Genomic DNA, 26509 nt, shown 5'->3' on the forward strand with positions numbered 1-26509 from the left:
CACACTACTCCGCGGTGAGGGTGTAATTACCTTCAAGGCGTTGGAGCTGATCATCAGCGCCAAAAATCTGGTAGCGGCCGTCCGTGGTTGAGCTCGGCTGCTGCCATAAGCTAATGCTTGCCGGTAGTGGTACCGGACGCTTAAACGTTACGTCAATAGCCTGCACTGGGCGTTGATGCTGGCGCTCGATTTCGGCTTGCGCACGACCCGCCATATACATCCCGTGAATGATCGGCTGTTCAAAGCCAAACCAGCGTGAGAGCAATGGGTGGATATGAATTGGGTTAAAGTCACCGGAAAGGCGTGCGTAAGAACGCCCGGCTGTGGTGTCGAGCGACCATTCACCGATAGGCTGCCAATCTTCGCCAGGGAGCTGACCTTTTTTCTTCTCGCGTGGCTTGTTGGTTTTGCCGGTAGTTTTAGGCATCACCTGATACTCACTTACACAGGTCACCACTTTGGTATCGGCTTGCCAAAACTCAACGGTAAAGAGCGGGCGCAAGCGGCGAGGTGACACTTTTGGACCACGTGCTGGAAGTTTGATATGGGCATGAATGGTAAAAGATGCGTCCAACGCGATTGCTGCATGCTGCTCTAAACGATTGCTTACGTGGACCAAGCCAGGCGCAGGCCATGGGAAGTCTTCGCCGAGCATTTGTGCGAGGTGAACCCGTTGTGCAAGGCAGTACATCAGCGTCAAAGGCACCTCACTGACGAAACCGTCAAATGCTTCTCTGTAAGCCTTCACATGCTCGGCATTTAAGGCCGCTGCCGTAAAGTTGGCTTTGAGCTCTGTCGCTGGCGCTTCATCCTGATCGTTCCGTGCCACCGTAAATAGTGAACGGAAAAACATACCCGGTAATTTCGGGAGGGGTTGTGAGCGTGCCAAGCTGGCGTGTACGTCCTGCATATCTCTTCCTCAGTTAACTGCTCGCCAGTATAACATAAATCTTACGCCCGCAAGCAGGGCAATCTGGCATCGTACTGCAACATGGAACAGCATGGAATAGTTTAGCCCAAGGAGGAGCTCGCGATAACGCAACACTTACACCCATTGTCGCTATTTCATCCGCGCTTGACGGATCTTCGTTTATCTATCATATTTTAGATAAATCTAAATTAAAGGAGCTCGAGATGACGAATATCGTGGTAGTGGGGGCTGGTCTAGGTGGTGTTTCGGTAGCGTTTGAATTACGCGAGTCGCTAGCGAAAGACGTAACAATCACTGTTGTCGGTGAAAGTGAAACGTTTAACTTTGTGCCGTCAAATCCGTGGGTAGCGTTAGGTTCGCGTACGCGTGAGCAAGTTGTGTTAGCGATGCCGCAGATTTTTGCGAAACACAACATTTGTTTCAATGCGTCGGGAGTTGGGCAAATTGATGCGAGTCAACAACAGCTTAAGTTAGGTGATGGCAGTACACTAGACTATGACTATTTGGTGCTTTGTACCGGACCTAAACTGGCTTTTGAAGCGGTGCCTGGCGCCGGTCCAGAGCAGGGCTTTACGCAATCGATTTGTACTGTTGATCATGCTGAAAAAGCGCATGACGCGTTTCAGCGTTTGCTTGAAAACCCAGGCCCGGTATTGATTGGCGCGTTACCGGGTGCAAGTTGTTTTGGGCCTGCGTATGAATACGCGCTGTCACTCGAATATGAGCTACGCAAGCGTAAACTACGGGATCGCGTTCCTATTACTTTTGTGACCCCTGAGCCCTATTTGGGACACATGGGTTTAGGTGGCGTTGGCGACTCGAAAGGACTTATGGAGCACAAATTCCGTGAGCATGGTATCAAATGGATTTGTAACGCAAAGGTGACCGAATTTACCGAGCAAGCCGCGCACTTTGTTGTGGTTGATGAAGATGGTAATGACAAAGCGCAAGAAACGCTGGCCTTTAACTTAGCGATGTTCTTACCAGCATTCAAAGGCAGTCCCGCGGTTGCGGCTGTGCCAGAGCTCTGTAATGCGAAGGGATTTGTGCAGACGGATCGCTATCAACGCTCGCCACATTATCCGCGCATTTACGCTGCTGGTGTCTGTGTCGCGCTAGCGCCGATCGAAGCGACACCTGTGCCGGTGGGAGCGCCAAAAACAGGCCTGATGATTGAATCAATGACGACGGCGATCGTGCAAAACATCAAGGCCAACCTCACTGGTCATGAGGCGCAGGTTGAACCGACGCTAAGTGCGCTTTGTCTGGCAGATATGGGCAATACCGGGGCGGCTTTTCTTGCGGTGCCACAAAATCCGCCACGTAATCGAAACTGGACAGGATCAGGGCGCTGGGTGCACTGGGCCAAAGTAGCTTTTGAAAAATACTTTTTGTTTAAAGTGCGTCACGGTACCAGTGAGCCTGTGTATGAGCGCGTGGGCATGCGCATGATGGGCCTCAAGCGTTTGAAGTAACTCGCAAACGCTTGAGGCAAAGAGCTTAGATACCGAAATCATCTAAGCGAATGCGTGCGCGCGAAATGTTTGCCGCGGCAAGCATGTCTAACGTCGCTTTTAGCATCGGTGGCGGACCACAAACGTAGACATCAAGTTGTTCAACATCTTGGTTTGCAAGCCATGCAGCAACCGTTTCGTGCACATAGCCAGTGGCACCATCCCAGTCTTCATCGGAGAGTACAGGGGTATAATCCACGTGAGCATGATCGCTAAACTCGTCGCGATAGCAGAGTTCGTTTTCATGGCGTGCACCGTAGAAAAAGACACATTTTCGCGGTTGCGCTTGCTGTAGCTCGTCTTGCAGCAGGGCTCGCAACGGAGCTATGCCTGCGCCACCACCAATGAACAGCTGCGTACGCTGGTTGTTGTCGGTGCGCAAGAAGTCGCCAAACGGACCCACTGCTTCAACACTTTGACCCGGTTCGAGCTCGGTTAGGTAACTTGAGCCAATCCCAGCAGGAAGCTCAGGCGACGGGGCTGGCATCTTACGTACCGTAAAGACTAAGTGCTCGGTATCTGCAGCTGTAGCCATGGAGTAATGGCGAGTAATTACTGCATCACTGTGTGGCACTTTGAACTGCAAAAACTGGCCTGCACGGTAGTGGAACGGCGCCGTCGAGGCAAAGCGTAACTCGACAATCGATGGCGACAACTGACGCTTGTTCACCAAGGTTAAACGATGTGTCGTGGCATCGGCATCGGCGAGTTCAATTTGGTCATGATGATTGACCCGATGCTGACAGGCCAAGCGCATACCAGCAGCCAGATCAGCATCGCTTAGCATCGCTTGCTCCGCAGCCGTAGGCTTAGGCTTCACCGCCGAGGTGTAGGTGACTTTACAAAGACCACAGGTGCCGCCACCACCACAACTACTCGCCACCGGCTGAGCTTCATTTTGCAGTTGCTCTAGCCAGGTTGGACGACGACGCGGATTGAAGTCACCTTGTGCAATATTGCGAAACAGCAAGATCAGACCCGATAACGCGAACCATAAACTGAGTAAGCCGGCAGTCCAGATGACGAGGTGGTTAAAGCTGCGGCCACCGGTGTAGTCCATAAAGTGCAAGCGAAATGCCCAATCGGCGATCACCCACGGCGTGTTCCGGTGATCAACGACGTCACCAGATGCCGCGTCAACGTAGATACGGGTGTTGAGGTCATCATCCATCGCAATACGAAACCCTGGTTGCTGCCAGTCCACGAGCTCGTCAGAGCCATCAACGGCAGTTACCATCTCGACTTGCCCAGGACCTTCATAGCTGGCGAGTGCGATCCGCTCAGCTGCGGTAATTGAGGTTTCCCAGATGTTGCCAGTTTGGGCATTGAGATAGATGGTTTGGCCATTGTTCTCAATACGATACTGCGGTACCTCAAGGACGCTAGTGAGACGCACTTGCGTCGCGTCTGGATAGGCCTGATGCACGGCTTCAATCGGCCACTTAGGGGCTAATTCACTCAGCATTTCTGGATGCGTGTGGGCTTTGTATTGGTGACCTGACATGCCATGGTGGCCCATCAAGGTGAAGACCACGGCGCTGATCAACCACAACAGCACTTGAATCACGAGAATAAGGCTTACCCAACGGTGGAGCCATTGCATAAATCGCATCATGCGCTCTCTCCTTGTTTAGGTTTGCGCTTAAAGCTAATGGTAAAGAACAGCAAGACCACTCCGGTGATCATCAATAAGAAGGTCCCGATAATGAAGCCTTGTAGCCACCAGGTTTCAATATCAACGCGGTCTTCATAATCCATAATGTGGATCATCCAGAAAATGTCGAAACCACGCCAAAAGGTGTGACGTTTGACCAGCAGTTCACCGCTCGTTTCGGACAGATAGAAACTGGTGCTGCCAAAATCATCAAAATTGACCTGCCAAATCGGCAGTAATTTCGGATTGAGCTCGCTCGGTGCTTCGTCGGTTAGATAAACAATAGAAGCAACTGCTGGATCCTCGAGGGCGTAATAGCGCACCGCCAAGGCCTCAATGTCTTGTTTGGAAAAGACAATTGGCTCGAGGGATTGCGCATCGAGTACGCGCTCACCTTGATGGCCCGTAACATGGTAGACCGGCACATTTTGGTTATTGAGCCAGCGCGTTTCGAGCTCGATGCTCTGGCTATGGGGGTACTTCGCTAACACGGCGTCGATGCTAGCGAGCTCGGTCGTAGGTGCGACAGGGCTGGCAATGTCTTTGATTAAGTGGTCACCATGGATGTAATCAATATCGAAAAACACCATATAGGCGCCGCTGATACTCCAGAGCACCATTTGTACGCCAAACACCAAAGAAAGCCAGCGGTGCCATACGCGCCAGCGACTGGAATGTTTAACCTGCGTCATGTATTACCTCAGTTCGATAAAGTGAACGTTGCCGCAGCAAGAGCTACGGCAACGAGCAGGTGTTTAGAAGCTATAACGCACTTTGAAGTACACTTGGCGACCTAAGAGATCATAGGTCATGGTATCCGTGTTCGCGTCGGTCCAGCTTTGAATGAAAGGCGCATCCTTATCAAACAGATTGTTCACGCCCGCAGAAAGGGTGAGGTTACTGTTCATGAAGTACGAACCTTGCAGGTTGTGATAGAACACACTTGGAGCTTGCGCGCCAATATCACCTTCTGAAGCATTGATGTCATCGGCGCCGCCGATGTACTGCACTGAGTAGTGCACACGCCAGTCATCTTTTGCGAAGGTCGCATTAGCATTTGAGCGCCAGTGCGTGTAGCTGCCACGACCACCGGTAATGTAACCTGCGTACTCGATTTCGTCAGCGCCTGCAAAAGGTGCGAAGGTGTATTCATCGAGGTAGCTTACATTCCAGCTAAAGTCACTGTTCCAGCCAGCCAAGTTGGTTTGGTAGAATAAGGCCATATCAATACCCGACACATTTTCTGTGGCGGCATTGGTTGGTTGTGCCGACAAGAAGTTGATTTCACCCGTTAAATCATCACGCGTGAAATGCTCTGGGTTACAGAATGGGTGTGACATATTCTGCGAGTTATAACAGACCGAAAGCTTGGTTGAGCCAGGGATTGTTTGGATCGCGTTTTTCACATCGATGTTGTAGTAATCGACGGTCAACTGTAGGTTTTCAACAAAGCTGACATCCCAGACAAAGCCCGCTGTGAAGGTCTCTGCGTCTTCAGGTTTAAGGTTAGGGTTACCACCTACTGTGGTCAGTACGGTCGAACCGAACTGAGTATAGCCGGCCGGAAGACCGTCCGCTTGACAGTTCGCCGCCACAGTTGGGTTTGCCCCAGCTTGATCCCAACCATCGCACGGATCTGTGGTGGTCAAGTTCCCTTCAGCGACACCGCCAAATAACTCTGGAATGTTCGGAATGCGGAAGGCAGTTGATTGGGTTGCACGTACTTTTAAGCTGTCGGAAACCTGCCATTGCAGCCCCACTTTGTAGTTGCCGTCACTACCAAAGGTGTCGTAGTCGCTGTAACGATAGGCCATTTCGAGGTCGAGCGACTGTGCCAATGGCGCATCACGCAAAATCGGTAGCGCGGTTTCAACATAGACTTCATTGACGGTATAGCTACCTTCAATCGGTTCGGCTTGGTTGGTATTCATGATCCCTGCCGCAATTGAAGAGTCGGGATGGCGCCAGCCTTTTTCTTTGCGCTGTTCGACACCGAAGGCGACCGGCACCCATCCCGCAGGGAGCTCAAAGAGTTCACCGGTGATATTTGCCGTGAGTGAACGTTGTTCGTTACCACCGTTATCGGTGGTGCGGAATAAAATATGTTCGAGCGCTTCCTGAGACACATCACCATAACCAAGTAAGTCGATGCACGGAATACCGTTGCTGCCACAGGTATCGGCATCAAGACCTTGTGCGAGACGTTCCAAGTTAACGATGTTGGTCATACCGTCAATGGCGGTGTTACGACCGTAGTTATAGGCAACTTCCCATTCCCAAGTGCCTTGTAAATAGCCGCTTAAGCCAACCACGGTACGGAAGGTATTTACATCTTGGAAGAAGGTACGTGGACCGCCTTCAAGTAGACGACGACGGTCAAGACGAATGTCTTCGCCCGTTGGGTTGGTTGGGTGATCGGCGGTAAAAACGATATCGCGCAAGGTGCCAGGCGTTGCTAACTGATCTGATTTGCGGTTGTTGTAGATTACTTCTGCAAAAGCCATGGTATCTGGCGTTAACTGGTAATCACCAATAACAGAGAAGTTCCAGTTAGTGATTGGGTTAACGGCGTTGAGGTATTGGAACGAATCAGAGTTATGTTTGGCGCCATCATAAGGTTCGAAAAAGTCGCCGTCGCCATTTGGGTCTTGATTGAAGTTAATGCGGTCACCTGCGTTAGGGCCGCTCAAGATTGTTGCACGTCCGCCGTTAGTGCTTGAACTACCGACGCATGAAAGTTTTCCAGGGGTCACTTCCGCGAGGGCGCAACCGGCTTGGTCAGCCATATTGATCTCTTCTGCGGTACGATACCCAACGCTCGCGATCACACGACCTTTGTCATTGCTTGCACCGAAAGTCACGTTGACGCTGCGGTCTTGACCATCACCTTCATCAGTGGCGCCGACACGACCTTCAATGGCGAAACCATCGTAGCTCTTCTTGGTGATAATGTTGACGACGCCGGCAACTGCATCGGCACCGTAAATGGCAGAAGCACCGTCTTTGAGCACTTCAATGCGGGCAATCATTTCCATCGGGATCATGTTTAAGTCGACCGAGCTATTGGCACCGGTACCGCCATTAACGACGCGTCGGCCGTTCAATAGCACTAGGGTTCGGTTGATTCCTAGACCTCGCAGGTTAACTTGCGTGGTACCGTAGCCGTTGCCGGTCCAGTAGGCGTTGCTTTGATTACCGGCAAAACCTGCTGAGGCAGACATTTTTTGTAAAATAGCGTCGACCGATGTTACCCCAGAGACCTCAATGTCTTCTGCTGTGAAAACTTGCACCGGCGCAGCGCTATCTGCTTCTTTACGCTGTAGGCGTGAGCCAGTTACTTTAATACGTTCATCAGCATCCGTTGCTTGTGTTTGGTTGTCTTGCGCTACTACCGCTGAAGTTGGCACTAAGGCCAAACTAATGGCAAGAGAAAGCGTCGAAAGAGGTCTTCTTTGCATGATGTCACCCTGAATAAATTATCATTTTTATAGTTGAGCTTTATTGCACCAAATTATTCCGGCGCAACTTGTTTATACAACTTAACAATAGTCTGTTTTGTATTGGTGTAAAGTCAGACATATTGAAAAGTTGTATAATTAAACGCCATATTTACGGGGTTTTGTGGTCTTGTATAGTCAACTTGAGAAAGTTCTAAAATGCCACTAGGCCGACGGGGTAAGGCTTCCATTGGAAACCTTACCCATGGTGAAAAAGTTGTTCAAGAGGTTTTGGAATAATTTATTATTGAATAAATATGTTAAAAATGTAGTTAATTATCAGGGCAAATGTAACGGGATGTGTCCTAGTTAGATTTGAAGACGAGTTTTTTCTGAAAGCGGTAGCTTAAAAGAAAAATGATCACTTCTGCCGCGGGCTTGCCGATAAAGGGTGATACGCCTGCCCATAGTAAGCCTTTGGTCAGGCCATAGTTGACGCTAACGAGAAGCACAGCAAGCAAAGTGTAATTCGAGGCATCGCGAGTCAGTGAGCCGCCTTTGCCAAAGACCCATTTGCGATTGATACTGAAATTGAAAATACCTGAACAGAGCCGAGCGCAGGCAATGGCGACGAGAATCTCACCAGTGAAGCCGTAAATTAGCGCAAAAAGGCCATAATCAATGGCGGCCGAAGCAATGCCGACGCCCGAGAATTTTAAGAACTTTTTATAGATCAGTGCAGAGTCTTGCAGTGGCTTAAAGTGACTGCTCTTGTTGCCATTCTCATAGACGGTGGTAATGGGCTCGCTGAGGAACTCAAGTTGCGCGCGCTTGGCGATCACGAGCATATCAAGTTCAAAATCGTAGCGGTTGCTTTCAACTTTGACGAGCTCGGGGAGTAATTGCCGAGGCACGCCACGCAGTCCGGTTTGGGTATCGGGTATATTGATTCGTAGTCCAAGACGGAAGGTCGCACGGGCAAAAGTATTGCCAAGCCATGAGCGAAACGGAATACCTTTCTCACGGAAGTTGCGACTGCCGAGCCACAGGGCCTGTGGCTGTTCGGCGAAAACTTGCGCAATACGTAAAATATCTTTCGGTAAGTGCTGGCCGTCAGCGTCTGCAGTGATGACTCCAGAACAACTTGGACAGTGCTCTAATACCCAATGAAAGGCGGTCTTTAGTGCAGCACCTTTACCTTGATTCTGCTCATGATGGAGTACGGTAATGGCGTCAAATTGAGCCAGCGCATTGAAGATGGAGGCATCGTCGCTACCATCATTGATGACAATAATTGGACGCGTGGTTGCTTCTTGCGCACGCAAGTTACGAACTAAATCTATTAAACGGTTATCTGGGTTGTACGCAGGAATAATAATTGCGGGTTGATGTGTCGGCAAAATCTGCTCTCTATGCGGTTAAAAGTCCAATCAAAATCATGACAATGAAGGCAATGCTTAGTAGAACCGTGTAGGCTACACCACACCAAAGGAATTTGAAAAGTGTCATTGGCCAACTTTGGCCATAAAATAGCTTTTGGGTGAACAGCATGTAGCTAACCATCCAAAATAACAAAATATTCTCCACCCAATTCACGATGTCTTCGAATAAAGGGCTACCTGATGCTGTCGTCGCCCAGGCTGAGCCTTTGCTTACGAGCGTTAGCACTGTTAAACACAGCAATAAAAAAGCGTGGGTATGCAGCGCTGCGGTCAGGTGTTCAAGATAATAGCGCTTCGAGAACATGTAGGTGATTTTTAAAAATAGCGCCCAGAAGGGGAGCATCAGAAGCATCATCTGCGGTGCTAACGACACCAAACGCTTGATGAGAATATTAGGATCTTCCGCCAAGACGTCTAAGCGTTCTTTGATCGCTAAATTTTGCGCGTCACTTACAAAGGGAATATTAACCTTAAGATCTTCGGGTACGGTGGAGGCTTCTGGCGGTACCTTTTCTTGAGCTGCTTGTAAGCCACGTTCAATCTCTTGTTGCGTTTGTTGGAGAACACTTTCCACTGCCGCGGGCTGCGTCTCTTCTGCGCCATTCACGTCGATTGGGGTCGCGGAAAAATCGATCAGTGACGTCAAAACAAAAAATGAAATCAACGAGATGAAGAAGTACAGTCGCAGTGGTGGTACATAAGAAGCGTGCCGACCACGGACAAACTCTTGGGTGAGAAACGCTGGGCGGGCAAATAAACTTACCAAGGTACGGTAAAAGCGTGAATCCCAGTGACTGATTTCACCAAATAAGTCACCGACGACAGCAAAAATACTGCGAATGTACTGCCGATCTTGCTGACCGCAAACATGACAAAAATCTCCCAACAGTTCGCTGTCACAGTTTTTGCAGCGATGTAGCTCTGAGAGTGTTGCATTGGCCGCAGAAGCATCTTTAGCACTTTCTGAAGCACTTATCGCGGTGGGGTGAGTTTCTGTCATGGTTTGATCATGGGTTCATGTTGTTTTTTTGACAGTTTAGCGTAACTCGCTTGTCATACACAAAAAAACCAACCTCAGTTGAGGTTGGTTTCTGTGAAAACAACAACGTTTGCGGGATTAATTGTCGCCGTTATCTTTTTTCTTTTTGTCTTTTTTGTCGTCTGATGAAGCTTCTTGCAGAGCTTTACGCTGCGCTTCACGCTCAGCTTTCATTGCTTCGTGCTCAGCTTTCATTTTTTCACGTAGTGCCGCTTTGCGGTCCTCTACTTTTTGTTCCGCCTTTTGGTCTTGTGTATCGTTTTTTGCTTGGGCGTATGCGCCCATTGGCAAGCTTAAACTAATACCGACAACAAGTAAGGTTAACAAACGATTCATAATCAGCACCTCCAAGTAGCTAATGTTCTCTAGTTTACCTCAGAACATTATGAAATGCGCAAAAATTCACCTTGAGCCCCCTTGGTTTTCATGAGTTTTACATAGCAAATATGGTGCGTTACTGATTGCAAACGCCTGCTAGATTGCGTGTTTGAAGAGGATTGCGTAAGTTAACAGAATATCGAAAAAAGCCTTAGTGCCAGCACAACGAGAGAGCAGTTCATGACACAACAACCGAAACGTACGTGGTTTGGTCCCGCGACACTAGTTGCGGCCGCGTTTATTGGCCCCGGCACCGTGGTGACCGCAAGCCTTGCGGGAGCTAACTTTGGCTATGCACTGTTATGGGCGCTGGTTTTTTCGGTACTAGCGACCATGATTTTGCAGGAAATGGCGGCACGGTTGGGTGTGGTTACCCAACAGGGTTTAGGTGAAGCTATTCATCAACATATTGCCTCGCCGATGCTGCGCTGGGGAGCGATTGCGCTTATTTTGTTTGCGGTAGTGATTGGTAACAGTGTTTACCAGGGGGGCAACTTGATGGGAGCGACGCTAGGCATCGCCGGTGTGACCGGCACCCCACAGCCGTGGATGCCGATAGTGATTGGAGGTATTGCGATCGTGCTCTTGTGGTCGGGGAATTATCACAAGCTCGAGCGCGTGCTCATTGCTTTAGTAATGCTGATGAGCGGGGCATTTATTGCGACCTTGATCTTGAGCCAGCCGGACTGGGGCGCCTTTTTTAGCGGGTTGCTGGTCCCGTCATTGCCAGCGGGTTCTGTGCTCACCGTGGTGGCGCTTATCGGTACGACCGTAGTGCCATACAATTTATTTTTGCACGCTGCCAGCGCTGCGAAGAAGTGGTCTGGGGATGCGGCACTTGCCGATGCACGTCGTGATCTCGTGGTATCGATTCCGCTCGGTGGGCTTATTTCTATAGCCATAGTGTCTACCGCAGCGTCGGCGTTTTTTGGTCACGCAGTGCAATTGGAAGGCGCACGCGACTTAAGTGAAGCGCTGCGGCCACTGGCGGGCGATAGTGCCACTTGGCTAATGGCGATTGGCTTGTTTGCTGCGGGGCTTTCTTCATCGCTAACGGCACCCTTAGCGGCCGCGTACGCACTCAGTGGTTTGTTAGGTTATGGTGCTAATTTAAGAAGCTTACCGTTTCGTTTGACTTGGATTGGCGTGATTAGCGTGGGGATGCTCATCGCTTCACTCAAGTTAAAACCGGTTGAAGTGATTTGGCTTGCCCAAGTCGCGAATGGTCTGCTCTTGCCGGTGATGGCGCTGTTTCTGCTCTGGGCCTGCAACCATGCCATGCTTGGCGCCAAGCGAAATACCGGGTGGCAGAACCTCATGGCCGGGGTGGTGGTGTTGATTGCCACCGGTTTAGGAGTGCGCAGTATCGGCGCTGCGCTAGCGTTTTGGTAACGCGTCGGTACTAGTGGCCGAATTGAAGCTCGAGTTCTATACCCACCAGCCAGCGAGGTTTGCGCTGTTCATGCAGCACTTCACGCGGCCAGTGCAGCCCTACCCAGCTCTCTAAATAAAACCATTCGCGCAGCACCCGCGCGCGGTGCAGTAGCTTGGCGCCATAGTCTTGTAGCGGAACTTCTGCTTCGGTCTCACCGTACCACCATAGCTCACCGCCGATGGCGCGTTCTGGGTGATAAATGTAATAGACTCGGTCTGAGGCATGCCAACGTACCCCTTCTGTGCGCTCGGCAAAGGTGCCGCGAATCCAGAATTTATTGAACCATTGGTCACTGATCGCGAAATCGTGCTCGATGGTTTGGCCAATGCCAAAGCCATCGGTATCACGCCAGAACCCAACCGTTTGAAAATGTAGCTCGCTGCGCTCATTAACGATGGTTTCATAGCGATAGCGGGCGCGCACATACGGTTCGAAGGCGAGACCTCCACGGAAGCCGGCCCCGAATGACAAATCGTGCTCAGCTTCAACGAAGGGATCAAACCCAAGCCCGACCATCCACTCTTCGTCGGCATTGTCGCGTCGGATCACCGTGGGCCGTGTGGTTTGCTGATTGTTAATAAAATCATCAAAATCGCCGCGGCCGATGATGGCAGAAAAGCGTCGCTTGGCTTGCGGTAAGATAATTTTGGCGCGCAAGCTTGAATCGACCTCAAAACCATCATACTCATCCCACTGCGGGGCAATGGTCAAACTGCCGTACACGTCCTCATAAGCATCGGCTTCAAACTCCGTCGGGCCAAAAAATGAGTCGAGCCATGCGGCCGTCGCACTGACGGACGTGTGCAGCCCTTCACGAACGTTGTCCAATACTTCTTCGGTGTCTTCTTCGAGCGTTTCACTACTCTCGGTTTGCTGGGCGTAGCTCAGCGACAGGCTTGCCGCAAAAGTGCAGCATAGCAAGGTCTTAAGAAAAAGAGTGAAGATGGTTTTGAAAGCTGGAGTCATCGCGCTGTTATCCTTGTCTCATGTTGTTGAACATACAAGGAAACAGCGCGTTGCGCCAGTTAAGAAAGCTTAAATACTTACGCGTTTGTAGCTACGGTAGGCCGGTTGCCAGAAATGTGTGTCGATACGTTGTTGCAGTACGTCGTCACTGATTTCCAGCGCATGACCTTGCTGCTGCGCGACTTTACCCACGGCAAAAGCGATACGCTTGCTTAAACTACCGATTTCGGTCAGTGGTGGTAACAGGTTCTCGCCATCACCCTGTGCACGCGGTGACGCTTCAGCCAAGGTGTTACTCGCCGCCATCAGCATTTCATCAGTAATAATGCGCGCTTTCACGGCTAACACACCTAAGCCTATACCAGGGAAAATATAGCTGTTATTGCACTGTGCAATCGGATAACTCTTACCGTTAAACTTAATGGCGTCGTACGGGCTGCCGGTCGCAACAATCGCCGCACCTTCAGTCCACTCAATCACGTGCGCAGGGTGCGCTTCAATTTGGCGTGATGGGTTCGACAACGGGAAAATAATCGGCTGTTCGGTGTATTGATGCATCGCACGAATGACTTGCTCGGTAAATAGCCCTGGTTGACCAGATACGCCAATTAAGATGGTTGGCTTGGCGCAATGCATGACGTCTAACAAGGACGCATAGTCGCCGCTATGTTGCCAGTCCGCGAGATTGTCGGGGGATTGCACCAAGGCTTGCTGGAAGTCACGCAAATCAGGCATGCCATCGGTCAGTAGGCCAAAGCGATCTACCATATAAATACGTTGGCGCGCTTCGGCATCACTGAGGCCTTCAGCAACCATTTGTGCAATGATTTGCTCAGCGATACCACAGCCGGCAGAACCAGCGCCGACAAAGGCTACACGCTGCTCTTTTAGGGCGACACCTTTGACTTTACAGGCGGCTAAGAGGGTACCTACGGTAACGGCAGCGGTGCCTTGAATGTCATCGTTGAAGCAGCAAAAATCATCACGGTAGCGGCGTAATAACGGCATGGCGTTTGGCTGCGCAAAATCTTCAAATTGGATCATGGCTTCAGGCCAACGGCGACGTACCGCGTGCATGAACTTCTCGAGGAAGTCATCGTAACTCGCTTGGTCGATACGCTTGTGGCGCGCGCCCATGTACATCGGATCGTTTAACAGCTTTTCGTTGTTGGTGCCGACATCAAGGCAGACTGGCAAGGTATAGGCCGGACTGATACCACCGCAGGCGGTGTAGAGGCTCAGCTTACCAATCGGGATACCCATACCACCGATACCTTGGTCACCTAAACCAAGAATACGCTCGCCGTCAGTGACCACGATGACTTTTACTTTGCGCTTGGTGGCATTGCGTAAGATATCTTCAATTTGATCGCGTTCTTCGTATGAAATGAACAACCCACGCGAACTGCGGTAAATGTCGGAAAACTGCTCACAGGCATCACCAACGGTCGGCGTGTAAATGATCGGCATCATCTCTTCAAGATGCTCTTGGACCAAACGATAGAACAAGGTTTCGTTGTTATCTTGAATCGCACGCAAGTAGATGTGTTTATTAAGCGCAGTATCGAAGGTTGAAAACTGCATGTAGCAGCGCTGCACTTGTTCCTCGATGGTTTCATAGCGCGGCGGCAACAAGCCTGTTAAATTAAACATAGCGCGCTCTTCGCGAGTAAATGCGCTACCTTTGTTGAGTAATGGGGTCTCTAACAGATTTGGGCCTGCATAGGGAATATACAGCGGATTCTTCATGGAATCATTCTCCTGGCGCGTACATGTCAACAGTTAAGAACCCGATATTATGGCAAATTTTAATGAGGATCACATGGAAAATCCGACCTTTGAAGTGAAACTTGAGTTAATTGACACGTATAAGTTTACTGTCGATTTCGGTGATTTTGGTGCTATTACCACTGATGAGCCAGCTCCACTGGGAGGTGGCGAGGGCCCCAACCCTAGTCGTTTACTGGCGGCCTCAGTTGCCAATTGCCTTGCGGCCAGCTTAATGTTTGCAGTACGTAAGTTTAAAGGCGATCCCGGTCAGGTGGCTGCAACGGTCAAGGGTGGTTTGGAGCGGGTTGATGGGCGCTGGCGCATCACGCAAATGGCGGTTGAGCTCCACCTTGGCAACGCGAGTGCGAGTATCGCGAACCTCGACCGTGTGCTCAGCCAGTTCGAAGACTTCTGCGTGGTGACGCAAAGTGTGCGGGCAGGTATTGAGGTCGACGTACGGGTGTTTGACAGCGAGGGTGCAGAGCTCTCAACCACCGAATAGTTGTTGACCTGAATTCATCAGTACCCAGCTGGTTAAAATGTACTTGTCGTTCGACTCAGGTACGCAACCGCGGTGGGTGTGGGTGAAGTAGCCAGGAGCGATCACCATCCGCCCTTGGCGCGGGGCGATGCTGCGTTGTTGATAGTAAAAGTCAGTAGTGCCCCCTTCGCTGACATCATTGAGGTAGAACATGAAGAGCAGACTGCGATGCAGCGCTTCGACGCCCTGTTTTTCTGGGAATACTTCACAGTGCCAGTAGTTGTAATTGCCTTGGCCCTGGAGATATTTTTGCGCTTGAATGGGTCCCAAGCGATACAAAAACTGCATGTATGCCGCCTCATTTCCAGCCGCAACCTCGTCAAAATTCTCGTGGGTAAGCGCCACCGCCTCACCTGTTACTGGATGGCGTACTTGTAAGGCGACGGGAGCGATCAACGCAAAGCGGTATTTTTTAAAGTAGTCCAATAAGCAACGTTCTGTTGCTTGCAAAATGGTGCGCAAGTGGTGCTGATACTCGGCATGCCGGTTGAGGTAAAGATCGGTGCTGTGCTTTTTACTGCGATCAACGCCGCCGCCGGTGCGGCCATCGACCAAGTGCGGGCTGGCGTCAAAGGTTTTGATAAAGCTTTGACAGAATTCAGGGCTCAGCGCGTCATCATAAACTTCAATAAAATCATGCGTCATATTGGGTGTTCTTGTTCTACTAAGTCGCAACAAAAGAAGACGTTAGCATACCTATTCTCCATGCAAACTGCGAATTCTGCCGCAACGAAATTAGCATTTGTAATGGAGGCTAAAGGTTGTCATATTGTCATTCGCTTGTAACAAAAAATCATTAAATTGTTATCATTCTTGCGCTATAGTTACGCGCCCAAATCCCTTGTGGACTCAAAAAACGAAGAGAATAGAGCATGAAACGTCATAATCTAGCCCTCGCATTGTCAGCACTTTTTGCCAGTAGCGCTGCCCATGCGGACATCATCATTTCAGAATACATCGAAGGTAGCAGCAACAATAAAGCGGTTGAATTTTTCAATGCTGGAAGCACTGAAATTAACCTCAGCACCTACGTGCTAGAAGTGTATTCTAACGGTGATACTGAAGCAGGTAACACCGTTGCCTTAGAAGGTACCTTGCCACCGAATGGCATTTTTGTCGTTGCGCACCCGCAAGCAAGTGGTGAAATCAAAGCGCTGGCAAATAAGACCGGTAACCTTTTCTACAACGGTAACGATGCGCTGGTGCTAAAAAATGGTGACACTGTCGTGGATTCGATGGGTCAGGTTGGCGTTGCAGAGTATTGGGCGAGCGAAGGCGTGGAAATGGCTGAGCAGTCATTACGTCGTAAAGCCTCGATCACCAGCGGTGATACTAATCCTGATGATGTCTATCAGCCGCATGTTGAGTTTGATGCCTTCCCACGCGATAACATTGACGATTTAGGTAGCCACTTGGGCCACGGTGGTGTTGAAGCGCCAGAACCAGAGCCAGCTCCTGACTTTGGTGCCTGTGGTGACCCAGCAACACTTATTTCAGCAGTCCAAGGCGCAGGTCTTTCTAGCCCAATTATTGACTCGGAAATTGTGATTGAAGCCATCGTTACGGCTGATCACCAGACGGGTTTGGAAGTACTAAAAGGCTTCTTTTTACAAGAAGAAGACGCTGATCATGATGGCGATGCCAGTACTTCAGAAGGTATTTTTGTCTACCACACCGACACTGACGTGCAAGTCGGTGACAAGGTCCGTATTGCCGGTTTGGTCGCGGAATACTATGACTTAACACAGCTGAAAAATATTACCAATATTACGGTGTGTGGTACGGGGCAAACAGTAACGCCTGCAACCTTTAGCTTGCCAGTTTCATCAATGAACGACTTTGAAGCGGTGGAAGGCATGTTGGTGCAGTTTGACCATGCGGTTGAAGTGAATGACACGGAAAAATTGGCGCAGTATGGCGAGTTCGGCATTGTCAAAGAGCGTTTATATACGCCAACGCAAGTTGCCGCACCGGGTGAGCTGGAAGAAGCCGACGTGAAGCTGCATACCCTTTGGGTTGACGATGCGCGTAGCATTACTAATGCTGAAGATGTGCCTTTCCCAGCAGGTGGTTTGTCAGCGCTAAACAGCTTACGTTTAGGTACAGAAATCACCAACCCAGTTGGGGTGGTGCACTATTCGTTTGATAAATACCGTCTCTTGCCAACAGCGGATCTTCAGTACGTTGATACCAACCCGCGTATGGATACGCCTGATTTTGTTGACCAAGGTGACTTGCGTGTTGCGTCATTTAACGTTGAGAACTTGTTTAACGGTGACGGCCAAGGTGGCGGCTTCCCAACGGAGCGTGGAGCAAATACGCCGGAAGAGTACGAGCGTCAGTTAAGCAAAATTGTGGCAGCACTTGATGCCATGAACGCCGACATTATCGGTTTGAACGAAGTTGAAAACGATGGTTTTGATGAGCACAGCACCATCGCGCAGCTGGTTGAAGCATTAAATGCAGTCAGCGACAGCGAGTGGGCGTTTGTCAGCTTCGGTGATGCGAGCTATATCGGTACCGATGCCATCACCAACGCGATGATTTATCGTACGGACCGTGTGGCTGAGACCGGTACTGCAGTATTTACTACCGACGTGCCATTTGATTACGGTAGCCGTCCACCGATTGCACAAACCTTCCACGATTTGGCGAACGAAGACGAAGTGACTGTGGTTGTGAACCACTTCCGTTCAAAAGGCGGTTGTAAGAATGATGCCGCTGAAGGTGACAAAGACAGTGGCGACGGTCAAGGCTGTTGGAATGCCACCCGTGTAAGCGCTGCTGAGAAATTGCTGGAATGGTTAGGTGGTGACTTGACCGGTCGCGCCGTCGATGACGTGCTGATTATCGGTGACTTTAATGCCTATGGCATGGAAGATCCGTTACAAGTATTCGTTGATGCGGGCATGACTGACCTACAAATGGCGATGTTAGGTGCCGATAACCTTACCTACATGTATCGCGGTTTGGCAGGGTCTTTGGACCACGCGTTTGCTTCACCAAGCTTAAGCGAGAAAGTGGTTGATGTGGTGAACTGGGCAATCAATGCTGACGAACCCGCAGCACTTGATTACAACATGGAGTACAAGAGCGATTTCTTGATTGCGAATTACTTCAATGCTGACCCGTTCCGTAGTTCAGACCATGACCCAGTAGTTGTTGCGATTGCAACTGTTGAAGGTGATACCGGTGATAATGATGGCGGTGATCCTGACGTTGACGATGGTGGTAGCACGCCTCCAGGTGGCAACGAAACGCCGAACCTTGATCACGCAACCACCAGTGGCTCGTTCCCAATTTGGTTAGGCCTAGGTGCTTTGGTATTAGGTCTAGTGCGTCGTCGCGCTTAAGCTGACAAAAGTTGTAATAGAGTATGTCAACGCCGGTCCCTTGGGATCGGCGTTTTGCTATAGAGGACGCTGGTCGCAGCCTGATGTTGGTGAGCGTGTTAAGCGCGATCAAAGATTGACAAGTGCTTAACATCCGTCAATGATGAAGAACGTAAATTTCGTTAACCCTCCTTGAATAAAAAGAAAGAGAAACGTCATGAAAAAATCACTCATCGCGCTGGCCTTGATCAGCACGTCGGCGCTCGCTGATGAAGGCATGTGGATGCCGCAGCAGTTGCCTGAAATCGCTGATCAATTAAAAGCCGCTGGTCTGGAACTTGACCCAAGCGCATTGACCAAGTTGACTGAGTTCCCAATGGGCGCCGTGGTTAGCCTTGGTGGCTGTTCAGCATCCTTTGTCTCACCGCAAGGTTTGGTCGTGACCAACCATCACTGTGTCTACAACAGCATTGCGTATAACTCAACGCCTGAGAATGATTTGTTGGCCAATGGCTTCCTCGCCGCTGAGTTGAGCGATGAAGTGTCTGCCGCGCCAGGTTCACGTATTTTTGTGACCAAAGCGGTCGAGAATGTTACCGACCAAGTGATTGATGCCGCAACCGCGAAATTAACCGGTAAAGCACGTGTTGACGCGATTGAAAATAACTACAAAGCGATCGTGGCGGCCTGTGAAGAAGATGCGGGGCACCGTTGTAGCGTGTCGTCATTTTATGGTGGTCTTGAGTATTACTTGATCAAGCAGCTTGAAATCAAAGACGTGCGCTTAGTGCATGCGCCGGCTGAAGGTGTAGGTAAATTTGGTGGCGATACGGATAACTGGATGTGGCCACGTCATACTGGCGATTACTCGTTCTATCGTGCTTATGTTAGCCCGGAAGGTGAATCAGCGGAGTATTCTGAAGATAACGTGCCTTATCAGCCGGATCACTTCTTAAAGATCAGCCAAGAAGCCTTGAATGAAGGCGACTTTGTGATGGCATTGGGATATCCAGGTCGCACCAACCGTCACCGCTTACCAAGTGAAGTACAAGATACCTTCGAGTGGAGCTATCCGAACACGGTGCAGCGCTTCCGCGATAACTTAGACATCATTGCTGAGCAAACCGCAGAAGACAAAGACGCAGAGCTGAAATATGCAAGCCGTGTTGCTGGTTTGAACAACTACATGAAGAACCGTCAAGGTATGTTGGACAGCTTCGCTGATTCAGATTTACTTGAGCGCAAACAAGCTGAACACAAGGCGTTGACCGCATGGGTCAACAGTAGCGCAGAAAACCGTGCTGCTTATGCTGATGACTTGAAAGCAATTGAAACTTTGTTGGCTGAACGTCACGACGAAGCGCGTGAAAACTACTATCGTTCGTTGGCAACGCCACGTTTATTGGGTGTGGCACAAGCGCTGTATAAATTAAGCCAAGAGCAGACGAAACCGGATGCTGAACGTGAAGTAGGTTATCAAGAGCGTGATTTACCGCGTTACAAAGCCTATATGGCGGGTCTTGATCGTAGCTTTGATGTGACCGTTGAACAGGCAATGGACTTCTACAACTTGAAGAACTATCTTGCAGTGCCTGCTGAGCAGCGTGATGCGACTTTTGATAAAGCATTAGGCTTGAAAAATGACATGTCTGACGCTGAGCTGCGTGCATTGATTGCGAAATGGTACGACAACACAAGCTTAACCGAACTTGCGACCCGCAATGAGCTGTTAGCAGCGAAGCCGAGCCAGTTTAGCGACAGCAATGATGTGTTTGTTAGTGCTGCGGTTGCCTTGTTCCCGCAACAACAAGCCGAGCAAGATGAAGATGAAGAGCTGTCAGGCAAAATCCAACAAGCTTATGCAAACTACATGAAAGCGAAAATTGCTTACATGCATGAGCAAGGCCAAGCGGTTTACCCAGATGCTAACAGCACCTTACGTGTGACCTATGGTACCGTCACAGGCCGCGACCACGGCACTTACGACGGTACAGCTTGGACTGCCTTTACGACCTTGCGTGGTATTGAAGAAAAAGCGACCGGTGAAGGTGAATTTAATGCGCCACAAGCGCAACTTGATGCGATTGCAGCGAAGGACTACGGCGACTACTACGTTGATGACCTCAATTCAGTACCAGTGAACTTCCTGGCAACCTTAGATATCACCGGTGGTAACTCAGGTTCGGCAGTACTCAACGGGAAAGCGGAATTGATTGGTTTAGCGTTCGACGGAACCTTGGACTCGATTATTTCGGATTGGGATTTCAACATCGACAACACCCGCTCAATTCAAGTCGACAGCCGTTTTATGCTGTGGCAAATGGAGAAAGTGGACGGTGCTGATAATTTATTAAAAGAGCTAGGATTACAGTAATTTAATTAGCTTTTTAAGCCGTTAATTAAACACCGCTCATCTGGGCGGTGTTTTTATTTGTGTTATCTTTACCTTCTAAAGGGTCACACTCGCGGTTATTTTCGCGTCTAATGACTAATGGCGGTCGACCACCGTCGCTAGAACGGAGGCTCACAAATGAACCCAATAAATAAAGGTCAATTTCCGTTGCTGAAGCTAACGGCATTATCGCTAGCCTTAGCAGCTTCCGTAGGCTGCACGGCGGTACCTGCTGCGACCTCAGAAGTACAAAGTCAGGCGGTGTATCCCGTCAATGGTGTCTACCAACGGGCGGATTTAGACCGTCTACTTGCGCCAGTCGCACTCTACCCTGACAGTCTGTTGTCGCATGTTCTGATTGCTGCGACTTATCCTCTTGAAGTGGTGCAGGCGGAGCGCTGGGCGCGTCGCAACGACCACTTACGCCCCGAACAAGCCTTGGAACAAGCGGATGCGTTTGACTGGGACCCTAGTGTGAAAGCACTCGTGGCGACGCCAGATATTTTGACGCGCATGAGCGAGGATCTGGAATGGACTCAGGCTGTTGGTGAGGCTTTTTTAGCCCAACAAGAAGATGTGTTGGCGAGCATTCAATTGCTGCGTGACCGAGCTTATGCGGCAGGTAATTTGCGCAGTGACGATCATGTGGCTGTTGCGCGTGAGCGCGACACCATTCGCATTGAAACGGTCCGTCGCGAAATTGTTTATGTGCCGATGTATGATACACGTCGCGTGTATGGTGCTTGGTGGCACCGCTCACCGCCGGTCTATTGGGACGGCTTCGGGGTTTCGGTGAGTTTCGGTCATGGTATTCGTTGGAACCTCTCGTATAACGTACCGAGCTGGTATTACTTCAGTGATTTTTACTGGCGTGATCGCTATGTAGTGATTCATCATCACCATTATCATGATCGTAAACGTCACCCGCGCCGTAACTATGACCGTCCGCGTCCTAATGATGGCGAGCGCTGGCGCCATAACCCTCATCATCGTCGTAATGTTGATTACCGCCATCGCGATTTAGCGCCACAACCGCCGGGCTTGGCTAAGAAAAATCCTGAGCATCGTGTCGTAGGTGCACCAGTGCGACAAGAACGTCGGTTGAATGACGTCGAAGTACGGCGTCGGATGGTTGAACTTGAAACCCAACCACGCGTGATCCGTCGTTCGACGCCAGAGCCGGTAGTGCGGCAACAACCGCGTTTCGAGCGCAAAGAAGCTGTGCCAGTGGTACGGCAGCAACCGCGGGTGGAACGCAAAGCACCTGAGCCGGTGGTTCGTCAGCAGCCGCGCTTCGAGCGCAGAGTGGCGGAGCCAGTGGTGCGGCAACAGCCGCGAGTTGAACGCAACACTCCGGCGCCTGTGGTACGTCAGCAGCCGCGCATGGAGCGTAAAACGTCAGCGCCAGTGGTACGCCAACAGCCGGTGCGAGGACCGAAAAACGAGGGGCGGGGTAAACCAGAGCGCAATAGCGCTGTGAAACATGAGATCGAGTAACGCAGAGGTGGTTATGGCACATAAAAAAGCACACCTTCCAGAAAAGCTCTGTGCGGTGTGCCAACGCCCGTTTACTTGGCGAAAAAAATGGGAGCGCGACTGGGAGCAGGTGAAATATTGCTCCCAACGCTGCTCCCGCAGTAGGTCGAAATCGTAACTTACTGTTTCTTCATTTGTTGATGGAAGCTTTGTAAGTCGTTCACTTTGGTTTGCTGAGGTAAATCTGCAAACGGCTTATCAGCAAACTTTGTACCACGCATTTGTACGTTGATGCGTGCAGCGTCATCACTGAGCAGGGTGGCTTGGTAGAACGACTGCAGATCTGCCAAGGTCACTTGCTCCATTGCCGCAATCAGCTGCTGCTTGCTATCAAAGCTATATTTCTCGCGATACCAGTCGTTTAACAACGGCGCGACTTCTTCACGTAAGTTCTTCGCAGGCTCTTTCAGCGACACTAGCGTACTTGCTTTGAGCTGTTCAAACTCAGCTTCGCTCATTTCGGCAAGCACTTGCTGGTATTCCGCATGGAAGTCTTCGAACCGCTGTTGCATGGCAGCCACATCTTTTTCTGGGGTTTGAATAAACATCCCAAAGCCAGTGTACTCATCGATACCAGGCGAGAACCCCCCGACGGCATACGCCAGCTGTTCTTCTGTGCGCAGTTTGTCGAACACAATATTGCTAAAGTGAGCGGCAAGTAAGCGCCCCTGAGCTTTGGTGGCAGCACCTGGGATTGGGTGCACTTTGACATCGACCAGCGCAACATCAGCGGCTTCAATGTCCTGCTGCCAGACTAAGGTTGTACCTGCTGCTGGTTGCCAGAAGCGCGCGGTTTGATAGTCGGTGACCTGACGGCTGCTTGGGAACACAGCACGCAGTTCGCCAGCAACATTCGTTAAGGCCGCTTGGTCGTAGTTACCAAAGGCAAATACACGTAAGGTATTGGCCGCCATGAGCTCATTCATGAACACCTGTAGGTCCACCTCTGACAGTGACTCGGCAGTGGCAATGAGCTTTTCGGTATTAAACGATCCTTCACGTAGCAATTTGCTATAGGCACCAAAGGCTTGTGAGTACGCAAACCCTTTGCTCTGGTTTTTCAGCGCGCGGACATAGCGGTCAATTGCTTGGGCGAAGTTCTGCGCATTGACGTCAACTTTTAGACTCGCAAGCGCTTGCTCGAGGAGCGCTGGTTGCTTATCGGTAAAGCCACCTAGTGACAATGTAAGACCGGTGCCCGTCGATAGGCTTACGCCCATACCCGCAATACCTGCTTCAGTCATCAACGCACTTTGCTGAAGAGAATACAGATCACGCCAAATGGATAACAACACGTCGGCCTTCGCTGAGGTTAGCGCAGCGGTGTTATTGATATGAATTTCCAAAACACCACGTGGCTGGTCCGTAAACAGCTGGCTTGGGTAATGCCAGATTTCAAGGCCTGGTTCTTCAATCACAACCTCAGGTGTTGTGCGCGAAGTGTCCGCCACAATGTCGAAATTCTCTGGCAACAAGCGGTTGACCGCAGGTAAATGCAAGGCCAAGTCACTTGGTTGCTGCCAACGTGCTTGCTCTTCATCACTGATGGTAACAACCTTGTATTTGCCATTGTAGTAGTGCAGCTCACTGTCATGCGGCTCTTGTTTACTGACGTACCAAATACGCAGGCGCTCTGGCGTGAGCTGATCGAGTACTGCGCGAATGGCATCGGCGTCAAAAGCGTCGTAATGGAACGGCGCAGCAATAGCCATTTCTGCTGGACGGTTCTGCATAGCTTCAGCTAGGTTGGAGACATAGCCAAACTCGTCTGATTTTTCTAAGAAACGGAACTGGTTGGCGAGGCTGGTACGAATTTCTTGGAAGTATTTTTCGTCCACGCCTTCCGTTTTGATCAACTCGATGTACTGCATCAACAGCGCAGTAATGGCTTCACGATGCTGCATGCCTTGATCGGTCAAGTTCAAGTTAACCGTAAACGCCCCGTAGTTGCCGTAACGGGTAGGGTCTGCGCTGGCATTCAGTGATGAAATAAGGCCTTGCTCTTTCAAGACAAATGCTGGTGTGCCAGGCATTTCTGAGCCCAGTAAATAGGACACAAAGGCATTGGGTTTCACGGCAAACTGGTCGCTGTTATCGTCAATGATGAACTCGAGATTCAGCTGTTTGATATCTTGGTTGGGCACGTAGTGAATACGTTTACCGCCAACTTCAGCGAAGTCGATGGTCGCGGTGACATCAGGTTCCGCAATTTCTTTGTTCTTAATTGAACTGAAATGCTTCACTGCGAGCTGTTCAAGTTCAGCTAACGATTGATTGCCCAGCAGCGCTACCTTCATGATATTGGCAGAATAATACTGATTATAAAACGCTACGGTTTCTTCATGCAGATTGCTACCTTCTTTGTCGCCAAGCGACTCAAGGTTACCGATTAAGAAGCGGTTGGCTGGGTGGTCACCTAATAAGTTTCGTGCCAATTTGAACTGACCAAAGAAGTCCATTTCGCGGCGCATCGACCACTCTGCATTGACGGCACTTTTCTCTTTTTCGGTGTATTCAGGGTAGAGCATTGGTGCTTTGAAGAAGTCCGAAAAACGCGCTAATGCTTCGTCCACAGCATCGTTATTGACACTAAACATGTAGTTGGTGATATCTAACCAGGTGTACGCGTTTTGCGCACCACCATTGGCGGTCATGAACTCTGAGTAGCCTTTGGTATCTGGATAGTTTTCGGTGCCTAAGAACAGCATATGCTCAAGGTAGTGCGCCATGCCTTGCTGGGTCATAGGGTCGTGCAGTAAGCCAACACCAACACTCAAAGATGCGGCCGACTTCTCTGTCGTCGGGTCAGAGATCAGCATGACTTCAAGCTGGTTGGGAAGGGTGATCACCTTATAGCTGCGATTATCATTCGGTGATTTCACCACGCTGGCTTGCATGGCTTGCTGGGCCGTTGCCGGTGCGTCAGATGTTACCATCTGGCTACCGCAGCCACTGAGTAAGGCGAGACTTACCGCACTACTTAAGACTAAACGTTTCATAATGTCCTGCTTGTTAATGCTCAAAAGAGATAGGGCTCTCATAACATGAAAGCGATTCGAATCATGTGATTATTTCTGATCTAAAAAGAAATGGAAGTGAAGCTTTGTAACAAAAACTAATCGTCACTAATAAAGCGTACGCAATTGCGCCCCGCTTGTTTGGCTTGATACAGCGCGCGATCGGCAGCGATCAAAGCGTGCTCGGTGGATTGCGTGGCATTGAGGGGGGCCACCCCGATACTAATGGTAAGCTTTTCGCCACTTGGGCTGGTGCCTCGTTCAATATAGCGCCGTACCTGTTCACAGAAGGTCACCGCGTCTTCGACGCTATAACTGGGCAACAGTACCAAGAATTCTTCACCGCCCCAGCGACCGAGAACCCCGTGCTTGGTGACGCAATGCTTAAGTTCTCTGGCGACATGTTGCAGTACTTCATCACCGACAATATGACCCACACGATCGTTGACGTCTTTAAAGTGGTCGATATCGAGTATAGCGATAGCGGCGCGTTGGTATTTACCGCTTTGCAGATGGTGGTGGACTTCGGCGAGTACATGGTCGAGCTTACTACGATTGTAGAGTCGCGTGAGCTTGTCAGTGATCGATTGATGCTCGATTTCACGGTAGGCTGACTCGCGCGAGGACTCGTAAAAGCGGAAAATGAACCACAGCGCGAGGCACACTTCGGTGATGTTTAGTAGCGCCCCCATTCCGAGCGTATCTTGACGCGGTGGTTGTAATTGGAAATACATGTAGCCGATGACATAAACAAAAATCAGGCCAACCACCCAGGCGCCTAGTTTGCGGCCGAGGAGGAAAAATACGATGGGGGGCAATACCATGACCCACAGCAACGCGTAATTTTCACCCTTGGTGAGGTGAATAAACACGGCGACATTGAAAATGACAAATAGACAGGTGAGCCAGGAGGCAACTTTTAGGTTTTTGGTACGTAAGAAATAGCCATAAACCAGTGTGGCGAGCGCCACACTGAGGAAATTGAACGAGGCCACTTGGTAGGAGGCAAAGACGACCACGTTCAAGCTGCCAATCAGCAACGAAAAAACCGCAATAACTTTCAGTACCCCTTTCAGCAGGGTCGCCTGATGTGAATACGACTGCTCGTTGATTTGATGCATATCG

The 26509-nt window shown here is 50.2% G+C and carries 19 protein-coding genes; 7 read left to right on the forward strand and 12 right to left on the reverse strand.

Going from position 1 to position 26509, the window contains the following annotated elements; all coding sequences use genetic code 11:
* Nucleotides 1-4: 4 nt before the first annotated feature.
* Entirely contained in the window at nucleotides 5-910 is a 906-nt protein-coding gene (locus G535_RS0102875; RefSeq protein WP_026860686.1) for a MaoC/PaaZ C-terminal domain-containing protein, read from the reverse strand.
* Between the two features lie 224 nt (nucleotides 911-1134).
* Here G535_RS0102875 and G535_RS0102880 point away from each other — a divergent pair, with 224 nt between their 5' ends.
* Entirely contained in the window at nucleotides 1135-2406 is a 1272-nt protein-coding gene (locus tag G535_RS0102880; RefSeq protein WP_026860687.1) for an NAD(P)/FAD-dependent oxidoreductase, read from the forward strand.
* Nucleotides 2407-2431: 25 nt separating this feature from the next.
* Here G535_RS0102880 and G535_RS0102885 read toward each other — a convergent pair whose 3' ends face one another.
* The 6 genes from G535_RS0102885 to G535_RS0102910 form a co-directional block, all read right to left on the reverse strand.
* Entirely contained in the window at nucleotides 2432-4060 is a 1629-nt protein-coding gene (locus tag G535_RS0102885; protein ID WP_026860688.1) for an FAD-binding oxidoreductase, read from the reverse strand.
* The gene (locus tag G535_RS0102890; RefSeq protein WP_026860689.1) at nucleotides 4057-4791 is read right to left on the reverse strand and encodes a membrane protein; all 735 of its coding nucleotides are present in this window, start codon (nucleotides 4789-4791) and stop codon (nucleotides 4057-4059) included. Before G535_RS0102890 ends, G535_RS0102885 begins: the two co-directional genes overlap by 4 nt.
* Nucleotides 4792-4854: 63 nt before the next feature.
* Nucleotides 4855-7557, reverse strand: a complete 2703-nt coding sequence (locus G535_RS0102895) for a TonB-dependent receptor (RefSeq protein ID WP_026860690.1) — start codon at nucleotides 7555-7557, stop codon at nucleotides 4855-4857.
* 344 nt (nucleotides 7558-7901) lie between these two features.
* Complete coding sequence (locus G535_RS0102900; protein WP_034727401.1) at nucleotides 7902-8936, reverse strand: bifunctional glycosyltransferase family 2/GtrA family protein; 1035 nt, start codon at nucleotides 8934-8936, stop codon at nucleotides 7902-7904.
* Between the two features lie 10 nt (nucleotides 8937-8946).
* Nucleotides 8947-9978, reverse strand: coding sequence for a DUF3667 domain-containing protein (locus tag G535_RS0102905; protein ID WP_051206921.1), 1032 nt, complete (start codon nucleotides 9976-9978; stop codon nucleotides 8947-8949).
* Nucleotides 9979-10095: 117 nt separating this feature from the next.
* Nucleotides 10096-10353 (reverse strand): hypothetical protein, encoded by a 258-nt coding sequence (locus G535_RS0102910; RefSeq protein WP_026860693.1) that lies wholly within the window; start codon nucleotides 10351-10353, stop codon nucleotides 10096-10098.
* Between the two features lie 222 nt (nucleotides 10354-10575).
* Between G535_RS0102910 and G535_RS0102915 the strand changes: the two genes are divergently transcribed.
* The gene (locus G535_RS0102915) at nucleotides 10576-11787 is read left to right on the forward strand and encodes an Nramp family divalent metal transporter (RefSeq protein WP_026860694.1); all 1212 of its coding nucleotides are present in this window, start codon (nucleotides 10576-10578) and stop codon (nucleotides 11785-11787) included.
* 10 nt (nucleotides 11788-11797) lie between these two features.
* Here G535_RS0102915 and G535_RS0102920 read toward each other — a convergent pair whose 3' ends face one another.
* Entirely contained in the window at nucleotides 11798-12796 is a 999-nt protein-coding gene (locus G535_RS0102920; RefSeq protein ID WP_026860695.1) for a hypothetical protein, read from the reverse strand.
* A gap of 69 nt (nucleotides 12797-12865) precedes the next feature.
* On the reverse strand, nucleotides 12866-14545 hold the full coding sequence (locus tag G535_RS0102925) for an NAD-dependent malic enzyme (protein ID WP_026860696.1): 1680 nt from the start codon (nucleotides 14543-14545) through the stop codon (nucleotides 12866-12868).
* A 73-nt stretch (nucleotides 14546-14618) separates the two neighbouring features.
* On the opposite strand from G535_RS0102925, the gene G535_RS0102930 reads away from it, so the two are divergent.
* Entirely contained in the window at nucleotides 14619-15068 is a 450-nt protein-coding gene (locus tag G535_RS0102930) for an OsmC family protein (RefSeq protein ID WP_026860697.1), read from the forward strand.
* Here G535_RS0102930 and G535_RS0102935 read toward each other — a convergent pair.
* Nucleotides 15054-15752 carry a 2OG-Fe(II) oxygenase gene (locus G535_RS0102935; protein ID WP_026860698.1) on the reverse strand — a complete coding sequence of 233 codons (699 nt, stop codon included), beginning with the start codon at nucleotides 15750-15752 and terminating at the stop codon, nucleotides 15054-15056. The two genes, G535_RS0102930 and G535_RS0102935, sit on opposite strands and share 15 nt — an antisense overlap.
* A 227-nt stretch (nucleotides 15753-15979) precedes the next feature.
* On the opposite strand from G535_RS0102935, the gene G535_RS0102940 reads away from it, so the two are divergent.
* The 4 genes from G535_RS0102940 (at nucleotide 15980) to G535_RS14020 (ending at nucleotide 22485) form a co-directional block, all read left to right on the forward strand.
* The gene (locus G535_RS0102940; protein ID WP_051206922.1) at nucleotides 15980-18460 is read left to right on the forward strand and encodes an ExeM/NucH family extracellular endonuclease; all 2481 of its coding nucleotides are present in this window, start codon (nucleotides 15980-15982) and stop codon (nucleotides 18458-18460) included.
* 196 nt (nucleotides 18461-18656) lie between these two features.
* A complete protein-coding gene (locus G535_RS0102945; RefSeq protein ID WP_026860700.1) occupies nucleotides 18657-20813 on the forward strand; it encodes a S46 family peptidase in 2157 nt (718 codons plus the stop codon).
* A gap of 156 nt (nucleotides 20814-20969) precedes the next feature.
* Nucleotides 20970-22328 carry a DUF3300 domain-containing protein gene (locus G535_RS13800; RefSeq protein ID WP_051206923.1) on the forward strand — a complete coding sequence of 453 codons (1359 nt, stop codon included), beginning with the start codon at nucleotides 20970-20972 and terminating at the stop codon, nucleotides 22326-22328.
* Nucleotides 22329-22341: 13 nt separating this feature from the next.
* Nucleotides 22342-22485, forward strand: a complete 144-nt coding sequence (locus G535_RS14020) for a DUF2256 domain-containing protein (RefSeq protein ID WP_084616767.1) — start codon at nucleotides 22342-22344, stop codon at nucleotides 22483-22485.
* 1 nt (nucleotide 22486) lies between these two features.
* Here G535_RS14020 and G535_RS0102960 read toward each other — a convergent pair whose 3' ends face one another.
* Complete coding sequence (locus tag G535_RS0102960) at nucleotides 22487-25366, reverse strand: insulinase family protein (protein WP_026860701.1); 2880 nt, start codon at nucleotides 25364-25366, stop codon at nucleotides 22487-22489.
* 116 nt (nucleotides 25367-25482) lie between these two features.
* Nucleotides 25483-26505: a GGDEF domain-containing protein gene (locus G535_RS13805; protein ID WP_051206924.1), complete on the reverse strand. Its 1023-nt coding sequence runs from the start codon at nucleotides 26503-26505 to the stop codon at nucleotides 25483-25485.
* Between the last annotated feature and the right edge of the window lie 4 nt (nucleotides 26506-26509).

Source organism: Pseudidiomarina sediminum DSM 21906 (assembly GCF_000423165.1).
Classification (GTDB): domain Bacteria; phylum Pseudomonadota; class Gammaproteobacteria; order Enterobacterales; family Alteromonadaceae; genus Pseudidiomarina; species Pseudidiomarina sediminum.

Bases quoted from the DNA above. Each gene is read 5' to 3' on its own strand.
- G535_RS14020 (WP_084616767.1), top strand. From the start codon at position 22,342: ATGGCACATAAAAAAGCACACCTTCCAGAAAAGCTCTGTGCGGTGTGC.
- G535_RS0102940 (WP_051206922.1), top strand. From the start codon at position 15,980: ATGAAACGTCATAATCTAGCCCTCGCATTGTCAGCACTTTTTGCCAGT.
- G535_RS0102930 (WP_026860697.1), top strand. From the start codon at position 14,619: ATGGAAAATCCGACCTTTGAAGTGAAACTTGAGTTAATTGACACGTAT.
- G535_RS0102875 (WP_026860686.1), bottom strand. From the start codon at position 910: ATGCAGGACGTACACGCCAGCTTGGCACGCTCACAACCCCTCCCGAAA.
- G535_RS0102960 (WP_026860701.1), bottom strand. From the start codon at position 25,366: ATGAAACGTTTAGTCTTAAGTAGTGCGGTAAGTCTCGCCTTACTCAGT.
- G535_RS0102920 (WP_026860695.1), bottom strand. From the start codon at position 12,796: ATGACTCCAGCTTTCAAAACCATCTTCACTCTTTTTCTTAAGACCTTG.
- G535_RS0102885 (WP_026860688.1), bottom strand. From the start codon at position 4,060: ATGATGCGATTTATGCAATGGCTCCACCGTTGGGTAAGCCTTATTCTC.
- G535_RS0102890 (WP_026860689.1), bottom strand. From the start codon at position 4,791: ATGACGCAGGTTAAACATTCCAGTCGCTGGCGCGTATGGCACCGCTGG.
- G535_RS0102915 (WP_026860694.1), top strand. From the start codon at position 10,576: ATGACACAACAACCGAAACGTACGTGGTTTGGTCCCGCGACACTAGTT.
- G535_RS13800 (WP_051206923.1), top strand. From the start codon at position 20,970: ATGAACCCAATAAATAAAGGTCAATTTCCGTTGCTGAAGCTAACGGCA.
- G535_RS13805 (WP_051206924.1), bottom strand. From the start codon at position 26,505: ATGCATCAAATCAACGAGCAGTCGTATTCACATCAGGCGACCCTGCTG.
- G535_RS0102905 (WP_051206921.1), bottom strand. From the start codon at position 9,978: ATGACAGAAACTCACCCCACCGCGATAAGTGCTTCAGAAAGTGCTAAA.
- G535_RS0102925 (WP_026860696.1), bottom strand. From the start codon at position 14,545: ATGAAGAATCCGCTGTATATTCCCTATGCAGGCCCAAATCTGTTAGAG.
- G535_RS0102895 (WP_026860690.1), bottom strand. From the start codon at position 7,557: ATGCAAAGAAGACCTCTTTCGACGCTTTCTCTTGCCATTAGTTTGGCC.
- G535_RS0102880 (WP_026860687.1), top strand. From the start codon at position 1,135: ATGACGAATATCGTGGTAGTGGGGGCTGGTCTAGGTGGTGTTTCGGTA.
- G535_RS0102910 (WP_026860693.1), bottom strand. From the start codon at position 10,353: ATGAATCGTTTGTTAACCTTACTTGTTGTCGGTATTAGTTTAAGCTTG.
- G535_RS0102935 (WP_026860698.1), bottom strand. From the start codon at position 15,752: ATGACGCATGATTTTATTGAAGTTTATGATGACGCGCTGAGCCCTGAA.
- G535_RS0102945 (WP_026860700.1), top strand. From the start codon at position 18,657: ATGAAAAAATCACTCATCGCGCTGGCCTTGATCAGCACGTCGGCGCTC.